This window comes from Paenibacillus sediminis (assembly GCF_017873765.1).
In the GTDB taxonomy this organism is placed as follows: domain Bacteria; phylum Bacillota; class Bacilli; order Paenibacillales; family Paenibacillaceae; genus Paenibacillus_AG; species Paenibacillus_AG sediminis.
In genome coordinates this window covers 1-20,448 of sequence record NZ_JAGGKP010000007.1, presented here as the reverse complement: position 1 = coordinate 20,448, position 20,448 = coordinate 1, and the positions used below count along the sequence as shown (strand labels likewise).

Genomic DNA, 20,448 nt, shown 5'->3' with positions numbered 1-20,448 from the left:
TTGTTTTTTTACAGGAGGCAGAATTATAATGGCAAAGTATACATGGGTTGATAAAGATACTTGTATTGCATGTGGTGCATGCGGTGCAACAGCGCCTGATATTTATGACTATGATGATGAAGGAATTGCTGAAGTAATCTATAACGGCGATGGAAACCGTGGTGTTACGGAAATTCCAGAAGATCTTCATGACGATCTTCAAGACGCTGTTGATGGTTGCCCTACAGATTCTATTAAAATAGCGGATACTCCATTTAATGCAGAAGGCTAATGCCTATCATATATTATGATTCATTGGCATAATGAATAACATCTCTCACAGTAACAGACGTGAGGGGTGTTTTTTATTTTCCAGCTCGTTCTGCCGATATATAAGTTATAGAAGATGTTGGCGGAGGGCGCTCGTGATGAAGACTTCGATGCACCTTAAAGATTATGTTGAGCTGCACCCTAATAATAAAATGGGTTGGTATTTGCTCGGGAAAGAGTACGAAGCCCAAGGACTGATGGGGAAAGCGAACTATTGTTATAACCAAGCTGGTGAAGTATATGAGGCGTTCGAGAGCAGTAAGGTGCCTTCAGAAATTTGGATGAGTTATGAGGCCAAAATTCGTGAAATGGCGGAGCAAAAAGAACGGAAATATCGTTTATTCCGCAAAATATGGTTAGTGCTCACTCTGTTGGTGCTTATTTGGTTACCCTCCGTGGAGGCGCCGAAATATGAAGCAATAACTGGAGATACTAATGATTATGATCATATAACAGAGCTCCAAAAGGTCGCAAATCGTCCTCAGAGCGATGACCCTGCTGAGATGTTTCGTGAAATTATGCCTGTTTTCACGGCAATTGATATTAGCAATGCAGTGCAACGTTCAAGCAGTTTGTCCAGTCTATTAACAAGTGAACAAGGCAGCCCGCTATATACGGTTGTACTCGGTATGAAACGAAGCGGTAATTGGCTTATTTGGGATGAGAACATGCCTGTGGCATATACCATAGAGCGTGACTCTGAGAATGGCCGGGCTATTGTACAGTCTTACGATAAGAAGTTGTGCAAGTGCACACCTCCGGATCATAGCACTCTGATCAAACCAGCGAAAATGTGGCGCAAGCAGCAAGAGCAGCTTGCCGTACTATCTTCAGCAATGACCCATTTTCAAAGTGAGAAAGGAAGATTGCCTCAGAGTACGCAGGAATTAATCAAGCCATTTCCAAATAACTGGATTGCAGGGGAAAGCAAGACGATGAATGCTTCGTTTGAAGCATTGCGGTTTCGATTAGCAAGCGGCAAAATGGTGTCGCCTGAGCAGGTAGACTCAGTTCCTTCGCCGCTAAGTATGACGGTAGGCAACAAGCCTTATTTCAATAAACCGCTTGAGATCATTGTCGATAAACAAAGCCATCGGCTTGCTCTGGTGAGCGGCAATATTATATTGCGAAATTATCCCGTTGGGCTTGGGGCAGAGCGGACGCCGGAGGGTACATTTGTGATTACCGATAAGGTAATGAATCCAAACGGCCGTTCTAATGGTGAGTTTGGCAGCCGAGGCATGCAATTGTCACAGACGAACTATGCTATTCATGGCACAGATAAGCCGGATAGTATTGGGCAGGACGTATCGAAGGGATGCGTTCGGATGTTGAAGGAGGACATTGAAGAGCTGTTTGATTTGGCTCCGAAAGGTACTAAAGTGACGATCACATCCGGGGTTTTGCCTGCTCAAAAGGTCATTCCAATGAATCGCTATAGAACGGACCATGCAGAGGATCAGACGAACCCCGGCAAAGTATATCATTGGCTTAATTAATTAGGGGATATAATAAGCAGAACCGTAATGGCAATAACAATGACAAATAAAATACCACCAATCCAATAAAGCATTTTTTTGTTCACTTCTTCTTTCCTCGTTTGCATAACGGGCGGTTTAAGTTTATTTGACATATGATCCAGTCCTCTCTTTAAAAATGAAATGCTCTATATATAGAAATTCTATATTATTAATCTACTTCCTCCAAAGTTCCATGCAAAGAACTTTTCTTTTATCCAAGAAAACGATAAACTGAGGGATAGAGAATAGCAGAAGTTTCTTATGATTTTGTATGGCAAGAACGGAGTGGATGGAGTGCTTTATCGCAATTTGGCAAAACCGATTTTTTTTAAAATGGATCCTGAAAAAGCGCATCATCTCGTCATTAACGGGTTACATCAGGCGGGAAAAGTTCCAGGCGGACTGTCCTTATTGAGAAGCATTTACGGTGTTGAGGAAACGCCTGAATTAGCGACTGATTTATTTGGAATTCACTTTCCTTCACCGATTGGGCTTGCTGCAGGATTGGACAAAAACGGTGAGGCCGTTGAAGGATTCTCTTCTATTGGATTTGGTTTTATGGAGGTCGGCACGGTCACCCCGAAAGGTCAACCTGGCAATGAGCAGCCTCGGTTGTTTCGTCTGCCGCCAGATGAGGCACTCGTCAACCGAATGGGCTTTAACAATGAAGGCGCCGAAGCGATGGCTAGCCGTCTTAGCAAATTACAATCAAGACGAATTCCGCTCGGCATTAACATCGGTAAAAACAAAGTTACACCGAATGAACAGGCCGATCAGGATTATAGACGTTGTATTTCTGTACTATATCCTTATGCCGACTTTTTTGTCGTCAATATTAGCTCGCCAAACACACCGGATTTGCGCAGCTTACAGCATGGTAGTGAACTTGCATTGCTGTTAGGTTCTGTTACAGAAGAAATGAACCGCCAGGCCGGTATTCATGGGTCATCCAAAGCAGTACTTGTCAAAATCGCCCCTGATGTTACAGATGAACAACTGGAATATATGGTGGATACGATTAAGGTCAGCGGAGCTTCTGGAATTATTGCGACGAATACGACGATCTCAAGAGAAGGTCTCTCACATAGTAACGCTAAAGAGACAGGCGGTCTTAGCGGCCGGCCTTTATTGAAACGTTCCACTGAAATTATCGGACGGATCTACCGGCAAACTAGCGGTAAGCTCCCGATTATCGGTTCCGGCGGTGTATTTGACAGTGAAGATGCATATGCCAAAATAAGAGCCGGTGCAAGCCTTGTAGAAATTTATACAGCGCTTATTTATGAAGGTCCTGAAGTGAATCGCAAGCTGCATGCAGGACTGATGGAGCTGCTGCGTAAAGACGGATTTAATCATATTTCCGAAGCCGTTGGTGCGGACTATCACGGAAAGTAACAGAAGATAGGAGGCATTATGATGGATGTTAGAGACTGGGGAACTTTTTTGCTTCCATATGAACAAGCTGTTGAAGAATTGAAGGTTAAGTTCAAGACGATGCGTGCGGAGCTAAAAAAACTTGAGGAGTATGCGCCTATTGAATTTGTTACTGGACGAGTCAAGAAGATCACCAGTATATTGGAAAAAGCGAAACGCTTGAATGTCCCGATGGATCAAATCGAAACGGGAATTGAGGATATCGCAGGCATTCGCATTATGTGCCAGTTCGTTGAGGATATTCGGAGAGTAGCCGAGTACATTCGGAATCGTAAAGATTTAACGGTGTTATATGAGAAGGACTATATTACGAACTATAAGGACAGCGGCTATCGCAGCTTTCATATGATCGTTGAATATCCAGTGCAAACAGCCCTAGGTCAAAAAAAGGTGCTTGCTGAAATCCAAATTCGTACACTTGCTATGAACTTTTGGGCGACGATCGAACATTCCTTAAACTATAAATATCGTGAATTGCTGCCTGATGAGATGCGGGAACGTCTGAAGAAGACGGCAGAAGCAGCATTCATACTCGATAACGAGATGTCAGCGATTCGCAAGCAAATTATTAATGCGCAAACCAGTTTTGAAGATGAATCTAACACGGTGGCGAAGGTGTTGGACGGCATTCACCATTTGTATTTTTACCACTTGGTAAATGAAGCGATTGACTTTCAATCTAGATTTAACGCCATCTGGGAGAAGCATGATATGGATGCGATGAAGCAGCTTCTTGATGAAGTGATGGCGACGCTTAAGACGAGAAAGAATAACGATGATGAACTATGAACCGCTTTATGTCGATTTTCTAGTATATTTTAATCGAGACCAAGATTATTTTGAATGCCATGAAGTGCTGGAGGAGTTATGGCTTAAGAAGGGGCGTCCACCGATTTACAAAGGCTTGCTGCAAGTGGCAGTTGCTTTGTTCCATTTCCGGAACAACAACATCCACGGTGCTCGTAAAATGATGGCAGGAGCAGCAGCGAAATTGGCTGACTATCCTGGTGACAGCTTAGGCATTAGGCTCGATCAGCTTCTAACGGAGTTGAATACTTACTTGAGTCTTCTTAAGTCATATGAAGAGAAACCATTTCCGTACTATGATTTAACGATTGAGATGTGGGACGCAGAATTAATACGGCTCGTTCAGGAAAGATCGGCCAGCTTACCGCCTAACATTCCGCAGCGGCGCAAGCCGGAGCGCGGCGATAAGCATAAGGCTAGAGATCAAGCTGCCCACAAATAAAGGATGATATAAAGAATGGCCCATTTCAGATGTCTTGATCTGAAGCGGGCCATCTTTTATATCTGTTCAGAGTTATGACAATTATGTGATAGAATAGTTTCATTGACGATTTTTATGTGAACAGGATGATGACACGAATGGCAATTTGGTTGCCTCCATTATTTATAGATCGTATGCAGCGGTTATTGGGCGATGAATTTGATGCCTTTATGAAGTCTTATGAGGCTCCCAAATACGCTGGCATTCGGGTAAATACTTTGAAAATTTCAAACGAGCAATTTAGGGACATATCGCCGTTTGCGCTTCGCCAAATTCCGTGGTGCGATACAGGGTATTATATTCAAGACGACGTGAAGCCTGGTAAACATCCATATTATTATGCTGGGTTATATTACATCCAAGAACCAAGCGCGATGTCACCAGTGGAAGTGCTTCAGGTTGAGCCAGGTGATCGAGTGCTCGATCTATGCGCAGCGCCAGGAGGGAAATCAACACAAATTGCAGCCAAGCTGCAAGGTCAAGGTGTGCTCGTGACGAATGATATTAACTCAGAGCGCACAAAGGCGCTGGCCAAAAATATTGAGCTGTACGGGGTCCGAAATGCAGTCGTGCTGAATGAATCACCAGAACGTATCGCAAACGTACTCCCTCATTTTTTCAACAAAATATTAATCGATGCGCCATGTTCTGGTGAGGGAATGTTTCGTAAGGACGAAGATATGGCTAAGCAATGGGCAACTCATTCGGTAGAGAAGTGCATGCTCATGCAGCGTGATATTTTGAAGGTGGCAGCATCACTGTTAGCTCCTGGAGGCACGATTGTGTACTCTACATGCACGTTCTCCCCTGAGGAGAATGAGGCGATGATCGCTGAGTTTCTAGATGCGCACGAAGAGTTCCATGTTATGCCAATAGGAGGTATGGGTTCTTTTGCGCCAGGACGTCCAGATTGGCTTAAGCAGCTTCAAGAGGAGGATCCGGAGTTTCATTTTTCTAAAGAAGCAATTGAAGAGACGGCAGGCTGCGGCAGACTGTGGCCACATTTAATCGAAGGCGAGGGACATTTTGTTACTGTACTTAAGCACGGCGGAGATCGCTCTGAACCTTCTGGATATGAGTTTATAGAAAAGCATTGGAAATCGAACAGAGCGGATCGTACATATGTGCGAGAAGAGCAAAAACGTAAATCAGGCCGCCCTAACAAAAAAGAAAAGCATTCGGGTCAGCGGAAAGATACTGCTCAAGAACACCTTGAAAGCTATGTTGGGTTTGCCCAACAAGAGCTTGATATTGATTTGCCAGGTATAACCGTAACTTATGGCGATCATGTATATCAGACGGTCATTGATCCATCGCTGCTCCAGGGACTGAAAGTGGTGCGCCCTGGATTTTATACAGGAACAGTTAAGAATGGACGGTTTATGCCCTCACATCCTCTAGCGGCTGCTCTTCACCCAGAAGAAGCAAAGCGGGTGCTTGAGTTGTCTTCAGATCACCCTGAAGCAATCCGTTACTTGAAGGGTGAGACACTGCAAGTGGATAGGGACCGAATTCTATGTAAAGGAAATGCAGAGCCTAAAGGCTATGTACTCGTCTGTGTTGACGGCTATGCTATGGGCTGGGGAAAATGGCTGGACGGTATACTGAAAAATGAATATCCTGCAGGATGGAGGTGGATGGGAGCATGAGTGGATCCGGTAGAAAAACGCAGCGTCTTGATAAAATATTAGGACATTTAGGCTATGGCTCTAGGAGTGATATTAAGAAGAGCGTAAAGCAAGGGGCCGTTCTCGTAAATGGAAAAGTAGTTAAGGATAGCGGTATTCAAGTTGATCCGTATCAGGATGTTATTGAATTCGGCGGCGATACTATCAGATACCGAGAATACGTTTATTTCATGCTTCATAAGCCGCAAGGCGTCGTATCCGCTACGGAGGATTTAAGAGATCGAACTGTTCTGGATTTGCTCGCACCTGATGATCGGGTATTTGATCCGTTTCCTGTAGGGAGACTCGATAAGGATACAGAAGGGCTGCTGCTGTTAACGAACGATGGTCAGCTTGCCCATGATTTGTTGTCCCCGCGCAAGCATGTTCCGAAAACCTACTTTGCTCATGTTGCCGGAGACGTAGGGGAAGCTGATATTGAACAGTTTGCTAAAGGCGTTACGCTGGATGACGGATACGTTACAATGCCTGCTGAGCTCATTGTGAAGGAGAAGCAGCAGCGCCAAGGACAAGTCATTTCTCATATTTTACTGACCATTCATGAAGGGAAATTCCATCAAGTGAAGCGAATGTTCGAATCGGTAGACAAGAAAGTGGTCTACTTAAAACGAATGTCCATGGGTCCTCTTCAGCTTGATGAATCTCTGCCATTAGGAGAATACCGCGAGCTGACTGAGGAAGAACTGTTGTCTTTACAGAGAGCTAATCAAGGGAAAACAAATCTTTGATAACATAAATGATAAAGCAGATAGATAAAAGGATGGATGGAGATATGAAATACAAACTGGTTGCCTTAGACATTGATGGAACTTTGCTGAATGATAACTATGAGCTGACTGACCGGACTGCAGAGACGATTAAGAAAGTTGCAGCCCAGGGGACAGAAATTGTGCTCTGTACAGGAAGAGGACCGGCCAATTCGATTCCGTATATGAAGCAGCTTGGATTAAAAGGGTATGTGCTGTCCCATAACGGAGCGGCAACTGTTGATGTTGAGACAAGAGAAATCGTTCATCAATTTCCGCTAAATCCGCAAGGACTAGATCCATATATCCATTATTGCCGGGATCACGGCATTCATTTCGATGTGAATACTGCATTTGGTCTTTATGTGGATAGTGTGAAAGGATTAGCCTTAGAAACGGCTGCCATGTATGAAAAGTATTTAATGGAGCCGCTCGATCTGCCTGCTTGGGCTGATTTTAGCGAACCAATAGTAAAGTTTACAGCTTTTGGTGAAGCGAAAGTGCTCGATAAGGTATACAGTGAATGGAGCACATGGACACCAGAGTTTAATATGTTCCGCAGCGGTGAATATTTTATTGATCTAATGCATCCGGAAGCTTCCAAAGGTGCGGCACTTAGGTATCTAGCAGAGCAAAAAGGAATTAAGCCAAGCGAAGTACTCGCGATCGGAAATTATTTCAATGATATTTCGATGATTACGTATGCCGGTACTGGAATCGCGATGGGCAATTCGCCAGACGGCGTCATTGCAGCGGCTGATGATGTGACAGCTACGAATAATGAAGATGGTGTTCATCAGGCGCTAGTGAAGTACTGTCTGTCTTAATTTGGAATAGTCTATCGTGAATGGGACACGCTATTAATGGAAATTAGTCTAAGCTAATGGAAATTAAAGGAGGAAAAATGTCTCATGAACCCTGTCGTGACTCTGCGTCCAGATCTGCGAACTGTGAACGGTGAAGTGCAGGATATTATGTTTCACAATCAGTATGTAGGTTCGCTCACTTTAGTATATCGTGAAGGTCACCGTCTAGCTGGCGGTGTACATTTGGACGAGGAAAATTTGCCGGAGCACGCCAAGGATGAAGTCATTAACTTTATACGGGATTACGTTGTACAATTAAGCGATGCAGTCGCTACGGATGTCTATGAAGTGTTCGTGACGTGCAGCACGGTCGAGCGAATAATCGATGAGAGCGGCAATAAAGGGTTATTTAATGAAGAAGATGAGAATGAAGAGGAAATGAACTCATTACCTTATTCCTCTTCGGACATTTTTGTATATGATAATGACAATCAGCAATTACAATTGGAGCTGATCAGTGCTGGCCGCAATGTGTCGCAATATGAAGTTCAAGATGAAGAGGGCCGTCTGCTAGCTGAAGTGACCCTGAAACAATATGGCGCAGATATTGTGGGTACAGTAGAGTGGAAGTATGATCCAAGTGAAGCCGAGATCGATGCGGTTGTTGATCTGTTAATTCGTGAATGGGACGATCAGGAGATTGATACCTTCTCAATAGATATGAAGACGGAAGAAGGCTGGCTTGAGAGGATTGAACTCGCTTATGACGATTTCAATAGACAGGATAATCAGTATCCAGGCCACAAAGAAGACCAAGAATGCTATGTGACACTTTCACGAAAAGATGGGGAGATGCTGACTTACGCCGTATATGAGAGGCAAAGGGGCGGACTTCCTGTCGGCACGGCTACGATCGATATTAGCGGTCGTCAAATATCCGGCTTTATTGACTTTGATATTCCGGGAACCAGTCAGAGCAGACAGAACATTGCTAATTGCTTGAAGCAGGAGCTTAGAAAAGAAAAAACGTTCGATGCACTGCATTTGACGATGCTGTATCGTAATGAGGTCATTGATGAGATACTGATCTAGACAAATCCCCCTCGTATAGAACGAGGGGGATTGTGTTATTTTCATTTGATTTAGAATAACCGCAGTCCTTTAGGCAAATGGTTTTTCAGTTGCCCGCCGCTTGCTTTACCCCATCCAAGTGGAATGCCATCGACAGTAACAAGCGTCCAGCCTTTCATATCCGCCTCAATCTGAAGTGTCTCTCCTCGCAAGTAGGCCATAACCTCGGCAGAGTCCGCATCTAGACTTATGCTTCTTGCTGCTGCATCAGGCTGAATAGCCATCGCTAAAGCATGAGCAGGCTCGACGCGGTTTTTCTTAAGTTCAGCAACGTGAAGACCTGCGCGCGGAATTTTGAGACCTTGCAAATGTTCCTCCTGAAGAGATAAGCTCGCGCTTTGCGGCAGTAAATATAGAGATTCACCGAACAGAATCGGTGTGCCATGTGGAGGGATGAAGCCAGGAAGCTCATCCTTCGTCCAAGTAAGAAACTCCTTCCAATACGTTTGAGCATCAGGCTGTTTGCCTCTTCCGCTCTTTTTACGTGATGATGTAGCAGGACGTCTGTCTGACAATGTGTTCGATGCTTCGCTCTTACGCAAAAGAGCTACAAAATGACCTTCTCCCATGTCCTTGTGTGGCCAAATCCGCTTGGAGGTGATGAGCTCCATTTCCGGATAGGCATTCAGTATTCGCTCTATGACTTCTTCGTTTTCTTCCGTATTGAATGTGCAGGTCGAATAAGCGAGTGTGCCGCCAGGCTTCAGCATTTTGAGCGCTTCTTGCACAATGTCCCACTGTCTCGCAGCACACATGTGAACATGTTCAATGGACCATTCTTTGATTGCGTCAGGATCTTTACGGAACATGCCTTCTCCAGAACAAGGAGCGTCCAGCATAATTCGGTCAAAAGCTTGAGGAAATCGCGATGCCAGCTCGCCCGGTGCTGCATTCGTCACTACGGCATTGGTGATTCCCATTCGCTCTATATTTTCCGCTAAAATTTTTGCGCGCTGCGGGTGAATTTCATTGGAGATAAGCAGACCTTGTCCTTGCATCCGGGCAGCAATCTGCGTTGATTTACCGCCAGGAGCGGCAGCCAAATCGAGCACAGTCTCACCGGGGTTCGGTGCAAGCAGCTCGGCAGCGGACATAGCCGAAGGCTCTTGAATGTAATACAGTCCTGCTGCATGATAAGGATGCTTTCCAGGACGAGACTGCTCCTCATAATAAAAACCGGTAGGACACCACGGTACCGGTTTTAATCCAAAACTTGTTTTTATTTGCTCTACGATCGGTGAAGTGAGAGACGTCCGAAGCGTATTTATTCTTAGTCCCTGTGTACGGGGGGAATCATAGCTGTCCAGAAACGCCTTAGTCTCTTCACCTAGAAGCGAACTCATTTGTTCACGATAAGCTTCAGGTAAAGATTGCTGTCCCATTAGCACGGTAACCTCTTTCTATAAATGAAGTAGATTAGCCTTCCTCTATAGCCGCGGCTCTTGAAGGAGACTGGCGGAAGGCAGTCACTTTGTTTTTGCCGGTTGTTTTCGAACGATACATAGCTTCATCCGCTTGTTTTATAAATTGTTCTGTAGATACATTTTTCTTCAATACACTGTATCCTACACTAATGGTTACGATGGTTTCTTTTTCCACGCGAGATCTAATTTGTTCAGCGACTTGACTAACGGATGCCCTCTTATCGACAACGAGTGCCACAAGTTCCTCGCCGCCGTATCTTCCAGCAACTCCGATTCCCGCTAATTCTTCGTCGATGATCATTGCGACTTGCTTAAGCACTTGATCCGCTTTCGCATGCCCCTCTGTGTCATTTAATTTCTTGAAGTTATCAATGTCACAGAAGATGAGCGATACTTTCAAACCTTCATTTATGTAGTTGGTCAAGCTCTTCAAGAAGAAACGTCTGTTGTATAAGCTAGTCAATCCGTCAGTAATTGAAGATCGATAAATGTTTTGCATCAATTCAACAATTCGTTCAAACAAAATTAAAAAAATGAGCGTATAATATACGAGCGGCAGAAGCTGAATTGTAATCATGAGCAGTGGTTCGTCTGGAATGACGTATCGTTTCATCAGTCCAAGGATGAGCATGAGAAAATAAATGCTTAAGCCTGCGAATAGTTTCGTTTTTTGTTTGATCCGAGGGGCAATGAGTACGACACTCAAATAAATGACAACAAGCTGATACAGATCTAGGTATATGAACCGCCACTCAGAGTGACCTTTGACCCGAAATAATGAATCTGGAATCAAAGGGATGAGAAGAACGGCGAGCATTATCCCAAACAATGTATTTGCAGTTTGGTTCATTCGGTGATACAGCTGATACACAGCCGTATTCAGCAGAATAAAAGAAAGGACTTGTAACGCAGTTTGCGATAAAGGATAGTCTCCTTCTGCATGTTTGGGAGAAAGACTAAAATAGATGTTCAGCCCTTCATAAGTCATAATAAATAGAAAGGCAGCAATCATAAATAAATAGGCATTATTTTTGAGTTGTCTGCGGTACATGGTGACCGACATGATGGTCATAAGAAATACGATATACAGGGCACATGATGCCGCAATGACCGGGATGATGCCGGTTATTCCGCTAGTGTAAGCTTCAGCCATTCCATCGACTCCAACGTTTGTTTTTCCTTTACTGAAACATATGTTCTAATATATCATAATTTTAGAACTTATGAAAAGACACTTTGAAAGGAGGAACTCCTCATGAGATTACTGCAGGCGCTATTCTTTCCGCCGGAACAACCGGGGGGTGTATCCTCAATGATTCCGCATTTACAAGAACGTTTTAGTTCACCGCACTGGGAGATGGAGCTTTTCTCTCTTCCAAAACGGATTCGGAATAAAGGTCAAGAGGAAATCCAGTTTCATACCTTTGATTGGAAACGTTATGAACAAAGTCCAATTGTTCAAAAATATATACAAACGTACAAAGATTATTTGTGGTGGACCAAACTAAGATTAACGAAGCCGTTTGATCTTATTCATGCACATCATCCCATTGCAGGACTTGTAATGAAGCAAGTATTCCCAGACACGCCCGTTATTCAGACGATTCACTCGAGTTATGAACGCGAGCTTATACTCAACGGACGGATTGAGGAGGGCGGACTGGAACATCAATTTCTCACTTCGATATATAGAGAAATAGAACACCGGGCGGATCGACTCCTCACCGTGTCTTATTCATTTCGAGATTACTTATCCTCTTACGTGGATAAACCGGATCACATTACAGTCATTCCGAACGGCTATGACGAGAAAAGATTTAAGCCAATTCCTCACGAGAATGAGGTTCCGCAATTTATTACAGTATGCCGCTTAGTTCCTGCGAAAGGGCTGGATATTTTGCTGTATGCGTGTGCTGAGCTGAAAAATAGAGGGCAAAGTTATGTTCTTCATATTATTGGTGATGGTCCAATTCGTATGGAACTAGAGCAGCTCGCGAAAAAATTAGGAATATATAATGAAACTATTTTTTACGGATATACGCTTCATCCCGAAGAATTTATGCCGTTCTTTGATATCTTTGTCCTTCCATCAAGGGCAGAAGCATTCGGGTCTGTGTTCGCCGAGGCGGCACTGTGCCTGCTCACCTTAATAGGAACGAACGTCGGCGGTATCGCTGAGCAAATTGAAGATGGTGTTAATGGACTGCTTGTCCCTCCTGAAGACCCGATAGCTCTGGCGGATGCCATGGAGAAAGTTATCATCGACCCAGCCTACCGCTACGAATTAGCGAGATCGGGATGGGATAAGGCGAAATCAGAATATTCACTAAGCCGTGTCGTACATGAATTGAAAAAAATATATTTGCAATATCAAAAATGAAAGAGTGAGTAGTGATGCAGCCATTTCGTTTTATACATGCGGCAGATTTACATCTAGACAGTCTCTTCATCGGCTTATCAGGTGTTACAGATCAAGTCAGGGCACATCTTAGGGAATCTACATTTGCCGCTTTAGAAAACTTAGTTCAGCTCGGAGTAGAGGAAAAGGTCGATTTTATCGTACTAAGCGGCGACATTTATGATGCGGGGCAGTCTTCGCTTCGTGCTCAGCTAAGGTTTCAAGAGGCAATGCAGCAGTTAGAACATCACGGCATTCCAGTATATATGATCCACGGCAATCACGACCCGCTTGATAGTCCGAAAGCTAACTTGCGTGTGCCCAGCAATGTTCATGTTTTTGGACCTGAAGTTGAGAAGGTGATCGCTTGCCATCGCGGCACAGGCGAACCCGTTGCAGTCGTTGGCGGTGTTTCGTACCGGACATCGTCAATAACGGATAACTTAGCGTTGTCTTTCACACGGGATTCTGCATCCAATCTCTTTCATATTGCAATTCTGCATGCCAATGTAGATGGAAATAACGAGCATGATTCGTATGCACCTTGCACCCGGAATGATTTATTCCGTTCCGGGTTTGATTATTGGGCATTAGGTCATATTCATAAAAGGCAAGTGCTGAGTGTGTCACCTGCAATCGTGTATCCTGGAAATATTCAGGGACGGCATATTAAGGAGACAGGCCCTAAAGGATGCTACGTTGTAGATGTAAACGAGGAAAGCAAGTGTTCTCTTACATTTCATGAACTGGCCAACGTTCGTTGGTATGAAGAAGAACTGTCCATTGACGGAATGCAGACCGAAGAAGATTTGAAATTAAATATTGAGGAGCTCCTGGACGTCATTAGGGAGAAGTCTGCACGCAAAATGAGTCTTGTTCGGATTCATATAACGGGTCGAGGGATTTTGCATCATAAGCTGGAAGCAGGATATGTGCTGGAGGATCTGCTTCAGGAAATACGAAGACGAGAGGCCCTTCATCCTGTTCACCAATTGGTGTGGATCGAGAAAATAAAGGTGGCCACCAGCGCTGAAGTGGACCATCAGCTGCTCATTGAAGAGGACAGCTTTCTCGGCGAACTGTTTCGATTAGGTCAGAAAGCTGAGCGGGACGAAAAACTAGGTGAAGAAATTGTCGACAGTGCACTGGCGCCTTTAGCTGAGAATCGCCATATACGTCAGCTGCTAAATAAGATGAGCCATGAAGATAAAATAAATTTAATAAAGCGTGCGAAGGAGATGGCAGCTGCGCTTCTTCATGATCATTCAGATCTGGGGTGATGGTTATGAAAATACATAAATTGCACATTGAAGGTTTTGGCCACATCCAGCAAAGAGAATTTGATCTGGATGAGAATGTAACGATTCTATATGGTCCTAATGAAGCTGGTAAAAGTACAGTTCTAGGGTTTATGCGATCGATGCTCTATGGTATTCCTAGTCGAACATATACGCAAGAACGTTACGAACCTGTTCACTCTGGAGTACACGGAGGGAGCATGATCGCTTCGGATGAAGAGGGAACTAAGTGGCTTATCGAACGTTACGCTCAGCCTCCTGAGGGGACAAAGCTGCAAGGAGGCCGCAGTGAACGTCTTCGTATAACAAGAACGAATGCGGAAGGCAATTTAGAGCAGTTGACTCAGAGTGAGATGGAACGTATTTTGCTAGGTGGTATGTCCCGGGAAATGTTCAAGCAAATTTTCGCGATATCACTTACGGAACTGCAAGAGGTTGCGCTTCTTCAATCCGAAGAAATGAGCAGCTTCTTATTTCATGCCGGTATCGGCGGCGGTTCATCGATCGTTCATGCTGAACGTAAACTGACTGCTGAAATGGACAAGTTGTATAAACCGAGAGGAAGAAATCAAGAAGCAGCTAAAATTATACAAAGTATTGAGAAACTGGAAGATACCATAGCCGAGAGCCGTCTGCATATAGGACGGTTTAACGAGCTTGCTGCCGAACTGGAGCGCACCGATAAGCATTTGGCAGAACTTGAGCAGCTCAAATCTAAGCTTCAAGCTGATGTAACGAAGCTTCAGAGAACAATAAGTGTACGGGAAGCGTGGCTGAAGCTGCAAGAAGTGAAGATGGAACTTGCCTCTCTGCCTGTATTTTCACAATTCCCGGAAAACATTGTGGAGCGCTGGAACATGACTCAGCAGGAATTAAGCAACATACATCTTACGATCAATGAACTTCAGCGTACGAAAGATCGTCTCCTTCTTGAAATAAACAGTATTACACTCGATGAACCACTGCTTGAACAGTCGGCTATTATCGATAAGTTATACAGCAGACTGGAGAACTATGAGAAGCGTAAGGAAGAGCTGACCCAGTTAAAGGCGGAAAAAGAGTCGTTACAGCTTCAGCTATCTAGAATCTTGCGCCAAATTAATGCAGCTTGGAATGAAGATGATCTTCAGTCCTTCTCAGGAGCGGTGGGCGAAAGGGAAGCCGTTCGCCGTTATGCTGAGCAGTTCGCAAACTATGATCGTGAAATGGATCATTTGCAAAGCGATCTGCAGCAGAGCAGGCGCCGATTATCTGCAGCTGAGATGGAGGTTAAGTCTGCTGAAGTCCGCTTATCGGAAAGCGTTGCAGATGGGAAGAATCAATTTTCGATGCTGAAGCCTGCGGATGAAGAGCAAATTGTGAGCCTCTGGAATGAACTGCAGTATGAGCTGGATCGATGGCGCGAACAGAAAATGACGATTGTAAGCAGAGAACAGCAGCAAGAAGCTGAAATCCAGTTTAGCCGAAAAATGCGCAGCTTATATGTAAAGCTGTTCACGGGGAGTGCAGTGTTCACTGTAATTATGCCTTTGCTGTTGTGGCTGTCAGGTACAACTTGGGGAGCTGCTATTTCCGCGGCTGTACTGCTGGCTGTTGATGTCCTGTTACTGCAAGGGTTGAAAAATAAACAGACGTCTACGAGAAGAGGTTCATTTAACAAAACAAAAAGTCGGGAACAAAATGGGGCAGAAGAGCGGCTTCAGCAGCTGCTCTCTTCTCTATTTCATCACCCGTTTACTGCGGCAGGACGTTCGGGTAAGGCCGACAATTTCATCATCGATGCCGGTGAAATGGAGCGGGAACTGCAGCAAATACGTCTGCTTATGGACCGCTTTAAGCACTTTATTCAGCATAATCAACTCTTGCGTCGCGATGTGGAGTCCGCACGCAGCCGGTGGGAAGTTGCTAGGGCAGAAGTGGAACGTGTCCTGATCGAAACTTCTGCGCAAGAGCAGAAATTTGAACAATTGGAACAAGACTGGGAAGCGTGGCTTGTCACGCGGAAATTGGAACCTGATCTTTCACCGGAGGCGGTATTGGACATATTCGCCTTTACAGAGCAAGGGATGGACATTGTACATCGAATAGGTAAGCTGGATCACAGGCTTGCCCAAACTCAGCAGGATTGTGAATTGTTTGAGGACGCTTGCTGTGCAGTGCTGGAGGGCCGCAGACCAGAAGAAGGCGTCTCTGCAGCCGCATATTTGCATCAAATTGGAGCAACGCTGGAAGAACAAAAAGGACGTAAGCAGGAGTGGGACAAGCTTCGTTTACAGAAGGACGCTGTAGAGACTCAGTTATCGCAAAACCGCGATCGTCTGCAGCAGCTCAGTTCACTCCAAGACAGACTGTTGCAAGAAGGGCAAGCGAGCGATGAAGAAAGTCTTCTAAGAAATGCGGCAGCGGCAGAAAGACGTAAACAGTTAGAGCAAGAGGCGCGGCATTTAAGCTTGGCTATATATACTGGACTCGATCAGACAGAGCAAGAGGAATTAAATGAACTCTTGACTCATGCAGATGGGGATGAACTGGAAAGAGAGCTTGAGCATTCGAGATCGCTGCTAAGGCAGCATGAGATGAAGCTAACGGCCTTGCAGGAGCTGCGGGGACGTCTGCTCCAAGAACGAGAATCGATAGAGTCTCTTCATCATAAGGATGATCATCTGCAACAACTCGAGGAACAGCGTACTGCGCTTGCAGGCATTGTCGATCAATACGCAGTCATGGCGATATGCGGAGAGCTCATGGCAAGAACTCAAAAAATATATGAAGAAGAGAAGCAGCCCCAAGTGCTGAAAATGGCATCGAGCTATTTCTGGGCAATGACAGGCGGAAGATACGTTCGAATTGTGATGAAAGTGGGACATAAGGAACTGCTCGTTGAGCATAACAACGGCAGTATGATCGAGAGCGCTAGATTAAGCCGAGGAACTGCAGAGCAGCTTTATTTAGCTATGCGCTTTGCTCTAGCAGATTCTATGTCCGGACTGACAAAGCTGCCGCTGCTCTTTGATGATATTTTCGTGAACTTCGACGCGGCAAGGCTAGATGGGACACTAACGGTTCTCCAACAGGTAGCTGAAATGCACCAAATCGTTCTTATGACATGCCATCAGCATGTCGTAGAGCAGATTAAGAAGGTAATTCCCGAATCGAAGCTGATCACTTTATCGTCTTGACACTCGAATTATTGACCCTAACAAGCATAACAATCCATACCATACTAATTAGACCGAACAATGGATACAAAATGGAAAGCAGCGAGCTGAATCCAAATTGACTCAGGAAGAAGCAGATGAACAAGAGAGCTATCCGAATTAATTTCGGTGAGAGCGAGATGCGCGGCTGAAGCTGTAATGTAACGCCATAGATGTCGGCAACGAATGTTGTGAAGATTTCTAAGTAAATAAGAATGACATATACGATTTGAATCACGATACCGAGCATGGAGGCGATATTGCCCATCGGAATTTCAAATTGCATAATGCCAGGCATGAGCGGAGACATTGCAAAATGTGCAGCCATTAACATAAATCCAATGCCAATGCCGCCGATAATGCCGCCTAAGCGGATGACTCTACGGCTTTCCGTATGTGAACCAATTGGTACAAGTACAGCTTGGGCCATCGATAAGTTAAAGGCAGTGTACATAAAAGGGGCAGCCCACGTTGCAGTTAAACTGCTGTCAGTGGTTAAATGAATGAATCGGTCTGCATTCGGCATATGGATGGTGTTAGAAATGATAAGGACAGACAGCGCGAGCATCATCGGTACGACAATGGAATTCATTTGAAGGATGGATTCAATTCCGCGGTTGAGCAGAAAATAACTGCCTACCAGTGTAATGATTAGTCCTGTTTGATAATGAAAATTTAGATGTTCCATAAATACAGAACCTGCTCCAGCGAGCATCGTACTGTTCACTCCAATGAGTACAACCAGCATGAACAGACTAATCCATTTGCCTGCTTGTTCGCCGAATAGGTGTTTATTCAAGCTTTCATATGATGTTGCTTTAATTGTGTTCGCTAACAGCATCGTTTTGGTACCGAGCCAAATGAACAGAATCGTAGATACGAGGATCGTTATAGTCGCCCATCTGCCGTATTGCGTGAAAAATTGCAATATTTCCTGGCCTGTAGCGAAGCCAGCGCCCACGATCGTTCCGATATATGTAAAAGCAATTTGCAACACACGGACAACACTTTTCATACTGATCCCCCTTATGTTCTTATAGTACAAGTTATGACACAACAGAACTGGACATGACTATGAACGTATTTAACTGAAGAAAAAGCAGTAAAAACGGTTGATAGAACATAGATAGGTGTGTTACTTTTACGGAAAGGAACTGGAACTATTTTAGGGGGACCCTTCATGGATTTATTAAAACGGAAAATTACGGACGAAGGCGTCATCGTATCAGACGACGTTCTAAAATTGGATGCGCTGCTTAATCATCAGGTAGATCCGCAGCTTACGATGGAAATGGGAAAGGAATTTGCGAGTCTCTTTCGCGAGGAAGGCGTGACTAAGGTAGTCACCGTAGAGTCTTCAGGCATTGCAGTTGCCTTTGCAACGGCCTATGAGCTAGGCGTACCGCTCGTCTTCGCAAGAAGAAAGAAGACGCTGCTTGCAGATGCTGATTCCTTAAGTGAACGTGTCCCTTCATTTACGAAGGGGATCGTGACAGATATTATTATCTCCCGCCAATTTCTATCGAAAGAGGACCGAGTTTTGTTCATCGATGATATTATTGCGAATGGAGATGCGGCAAGAGGACTTATTAAAATTGTTGAGCGCTCCGGTGCATCGCTGGTTGGCGTTGGGGTCGTTGTGGAGAAATGTTTTCAAAATGGGGCTAGTTCAATACGTGAACAAGGAATTCGTCTTGAATCACTAGCTAAAATCACTTCGCTTGCGAATGGTAAAATTACATTTGCCGACGAACGAGCCTGAGCCTATACGGCAACAATTCCTTTGCAGCAATAAATTTATGGCTTATAATAGGGTTAACTAGGGAGAGGAGGCAGTAACATGGGGAAAGAACCGGTAACTGAACAATTCTTTATGGATAAATTAACGGAAGCAAAGGTTCATTTCGAGCGTGCAGTAGATTGTAAACATACTGAATTTGATGACCTTTATCCCTATATGATTGAACATCCTCAGTTCTTTTGGTATAAACGCTATGTTGCTTGGTCCGAATTGTTGACCATTGTAAGCTTATGCGAACAACTGTCTTTCGATTGGAAGAAACAGTTTACTCCGAGCCAAGTGGAATACTTAGAACAACGAGTGATGTCTGCCAAAGTGCTTGATTTCTGGTTCGAGAATAACGATAGCAAAGAGCATGCGCAGCGGCAATAAATTTAGGAATATTAGAAATGAACACACGTACAGAGACCTGAATGAGATGAATCATTTAGGTCTCTTTTTTGAGGAGGAGACATTAGGTAATGATTAGCGATGAACAACTGAATACATACCGCCTTTCTGGAGAGAAGGTGAGGGTCGTTCGCGATGCGCTTGAGACGAATGATGTGATTGGCATCGTTGTCGCTTGGGATGAGGAGCACGTCTTAATCCGCAGACAAAATCGGCGTGTCGTAAAATTAAACCGATCCTACGATATCCAGCCTTTTAGCACTCCGCGCCGTAATCCTTTCGAGTGAAGGAATTAACTGTGTTCTGAAGGCGATGTATGAATATAGAATGAAACAGGAGAGTCGTTTATAAGGAGCGGCTCTTCTACTGTTTCACGAGGTCTGTATCCTAAATAAGCACGCATCCGTTTCATCATTTCAGCTCGAAATGTCGACCATAGAATATTCATTTGACCGTGATATCCACGGCATTCGTAATGCGCTGTAATGCCAGCATCGCTTTGCTTAATCGAATAGACACGAATGTGATGCTGCTGAAACTGCTTCTTCGCTTCACGAAGGAGCAGTGATACCCTGTCAATAGCTGTCTGAACAACTTCAATATATAGTTCTGGTGTTTTAAATACGCCGCTCTGTTCCATAATTTTGGAATCCCGTTCAAATACACGCTGTATAAATATATAGATTAAATAACTTTTAATCAGTGACAATTCATCGTTAGTGATAAGCACCGATGCCATTATGCCCACCTGCCTTATGTAAAAATACGAACTTACGTTCCTATTTTACCCGAACATGTGTCATTTAATCAAGGTGAAATCCATACATTCAAGCTGTAAATTATTGGGGTCATTTAGAAGGTTGACTCTCCATTTTATGCGTGATATCATAAACATTGTCGCTGAAGAACATCAGTGTACATTTATACTTGCGGTCGTGGCGGAATTGGCAGACGCGCACGGTTCAGGTGAACGTGAGCCTGTCCGATAGCCTAAGCGTTGATATTCCGCGGTTTTACG

General features: G+C 44.4%; 20 protein-coding genes. 15 read left to right on the top strand and 5 right to left on the bottom strand.

From position 1 onward, the window contains the following. Positions 1–28 precede the first annotated feature (28 nt). Both J2Z20_RS13000 and J2Z20_RS12995 read left to right on the top strand, forming a co-directional pair. Positions 29–271, top strand: a complete 243-nt coding sequence (locus J2Z20_RS13000) for a ferredoxin (protein WP_209850892.1) — start codon at positions 29–31, stop codon at positions 269–271. A gap of 136 nt (positions 272–407) precedes the next feature. Then, positions 408–1,808, top strand: coding sequence for a L,D-transpeptidase (locus J2Z20_RS12995; RefSeq protein ID WP_209850889.1), 1,401 nt, complete (start codon positions 408–410; stop codon positions 1,806–1,808). On the opposite strand, the gene J2Z20_RS12990 is transcribed toward J2Z20_RS12995, so the two are convergent. Continuing rightward, positions 1,805–1,942, bottom strand: coding sequence for a hypothetical protein (locus J2Z20_RS12990; RefSeq protein WP_209850886.1), 138 nt, complete (start codon positions 1,940–1,942; stop codon positions 1,805–1,807). The two genes, J2Z20_RS12995 and J2Z20_RS12990, sit on opposite strands and share 4 nt — an antisense overlap. A 181-nt stretch (positions 1,943–2,123) precedes the next feature. Here J2Z20_RS12990 and J2Z20_RS12985 point away from each other — a divergent pair, with 181 nt between their 5' ends. From J2Z20_RS12985 to J2Z20_RS12955, 7 genes are all read left to right on the top strand, one after another. Beyond that, positions 2,124–3,224 (top strand): quinone-dependent dihydroorotate dehydrogenase, encoded by a 1,101-nt coding sequence (locus tag J2Z20_RS12985; RefSeq protein ID WP_209851258.1) that lies wholly within the window; start codon positions 2,124–2,126, stop codon positions 3,222–3,224. Positions 3,225–3,245: 21 nt separating this feature from the next. Beyond that, on the top strand, positions 3,246–4,052 hold the full coding sequence (yjbM, locus tag J2Z20_RS12980; protein ID WP_209850883.1) for a GTP diphosphokinase: 807 nt from the start codon (positions 3,246–3,248) through the stop codon (positions 4,050–4,052). After that, positions 4,039–4,512 carry a DUF309 domain-containing protein gene (locus J2Z20_RS12975; RefSeq protein WP_342454310.1) on the top strand — a complete coding sequence of 158 codons (474 nt, stop codon included), beginning with the start codon at positions 4,039–4,041 and terminating at the stop codon, positions 4,510–4,512. The genes yjbM and J2Z20_RS12975 overlap by 14 nt, the downstream gene beginning before the upstream one ends. A 137-nt stretch (positions 4,513–4,649) precedes the next feature. Further along, complete coding sequence (locus J2Z20_RS12970; protein ID WP_209850880.1) at positions 4,650–6,200, top strand: RsmF rRNA methyltransferase first C-terminal domain-containing protein; 1,551 nt, start codon at positions 4,650–4,652, stop codon at positions 6,198–6,200. Continuing rightward, positions 6,197–6,967 (top strand): pseudouridine synthase, encoded by a 771-nt coding sequence (locus J2Z20_RS12965; RefSeq protein ID WP_209850877.1) that lies wholly within the window; start codon positions 6,197–6,199, stop codon positions 6,965–6,967. Before J2Z20_RS12970 ends, J2Z20_RS12965 begins: the two co-directional genes overlap by 4 nt. Before the next feature lie 44 nt (positions 6,968–7,011). After that, complete coding sequence (locus J2Z20_RS12960; RefSeq protein ID WP_209850876.1) at positions 7,012–7,812, top strand: Cof-type HAD-IIB family hydrolase; 801 nt, start codon at positions 7,012–7,014, stop codon at positions 7,810–7,812. Positions 7,813–7,896: 84 nt separating this feature from the next. Continuing rightward, positions 7,897–8,883, top strand: coding sequence for a hypothetical protein (locus tag J2Z20_RS12955; protein WP_209850873.1), 987 nt, complete (start codon positions 7,897–7,899; stop codon positions 8,881–8,883). A gap of 50 nt (positions 8,884–8,933) precedes the next feature. On the opposite strand, the gene J2Z20_RS12950 is transcribed toward J2Z20_RS12955, so the two are convergent. Further along, on the bottom strand, positions 8,934–10,304 hold the full coding sequence (locus J2Z20_RS12950) for an RsmF rRNA methyltransferase first C-terminal domain-containing protein (RefSeq protein ID WP_209850870.1): 1,371 nt from the start codon (positions 10,302–10,304) through the stop codon (positions 8,934–8,936). Between the two features lie 34 nt (positions 10,305–10,338). Continuing rightward, on the bottom strand, positions 10,339–11,499 hold the full coding sequence (locus tag J2Z20_RS12945) for a GGDEF domain-containing protein (protein ID WP_209850867.1): 1,161 nt from the start codon (positions 11,497–11,499) through the stop codon (positions 10,339–10,341). Positions 11,500–11,601: 102 nt separating this feature from the next. Here J2Z20_RS12945 and J2Z20_RS12940 point away from each other — a divergent pair, with 102 nt between their 5' ends. Genes J2Z20_RS12940 through J2Z20_RS12930 form a run of 3 tightly spaced genes read left to right on the top strand, consistent with a single transcriptional unit; the run spans position 11,602 to position 17,221 of the window. Continuing rightward, positions 11,602–12,726 (top strand): glycosyltransferase family 4 protein, encoded by a 1,125-nt coding sequence (locus tag J2Z20_RS12940; RefSeq protein WP_209850864.1) that lies wholly within the window; start codon positions 11,602–11,604, stop codon positions 12,724–12,726. A 14-nt stretch (positions 12,727–12,740) separates the two neighbouring features. Further along, positions 12,741–14,024: a metallophosphoesterase family protein gene (locus J2Z20_RS12935; RefSeq protein WP_209850861.1), complete on the top strand. Its 1,284-nt coding sequence runs from the start codon at positions 12,741–12,743 to the stop codon at positions 14,022–14,024. Between the two features lie 5 nt (positions 14,025–14,029). Continuing rightward, positions 14,030–17,221, top strand: a complete 3,192-nt coding sequence (locus tag J2Z20_RS12930; protein WP_209850858.1) for an ATP-binding protein — start codon at positions 14,030–14,032, stop codon at positions 17,219–17,221. Here the strand turns inward: J2Z20_RS12930 and J2Z20_RS12925 are convergent. After that, positions 17,205–18,254, bottom strand: coding sequence for a YkvI family membrane protein (locus J2Z20_RS12925; protein ID WP_209850855.1), 1,050 nt, complete (start codon positions 18,252–18,254; stop codon positions 17,205–17,207). The two genes, J2Z20_RS12930 and J2Z20_RS12925, sit on opposite strands and share 17 nt — an antisense overlap. Positions 18,255–18,419: 165 nt before the next feature. Between J2Z20_RS12925 and J2Z20_RS12920 the strand changes: the two genes are divergently transcribed. The 3 genes from J2Z20_RS12920 to J2Z20_RS12910 all read left to right on the top strand — a co-directional run bounded on the left by J2Z20_RS12920 (position 18,420) and on the right by J2Z20_RS12910 (position 19,717). Next, positions 18,420–19,001 (top strand): xanthine phosphoribosyltransferase, encoded by a 582-nt coding sequence (locus tag J2Z20_RS12920; RefSeq protein WP_209850852.1) that lies wholly within the window; start codon positions 18,420–18,422, stop codon positions 18,999–19,001. Positions 19,002–19,079: 78 nt separating this feature from the next. Then, positions 19,080–19,412 (top strand): hypothetical protein, encoded by a 333-nt coding sequence (locus J2Z20_RS12915; protein ID WP_209850849.1) that lies wholly within the window; start codon positions 19,080–19,082, stop codon positions 19,410–19,412. An 89-nt stretch (positions 19,413–19,501) separates the two neighbouring features. Then, positions 19,502–19,717 (top strand): hypothetical protein, encoded by a 216-nt coding sequence (locus tag J2Z20_RS12910; protein WP_209850845.1) that lies wholly within the window; start codon positions 19,502–19,504, stop codon positions 19,715–19,717. 5 nt (positions 19,718–19,722) lie between these two features. Here J2Z20_RS12910 and J2Z20_RS12905 read toward each other — a convergent pair whose 3' ends face one another. Beyond that, complete coding sequence (locus J2Z20_RS12905; RefSeq protein WP_209850842.1) at positions 19,723–20,169, bottom strand: YhjD family protein; 447 nt, start codon at positions 20,167–20,169, stop codon at positions 19,723–19,725. Between the last annotated feature and the right edge of the window lie 279 nt (positions 20,170–20,448).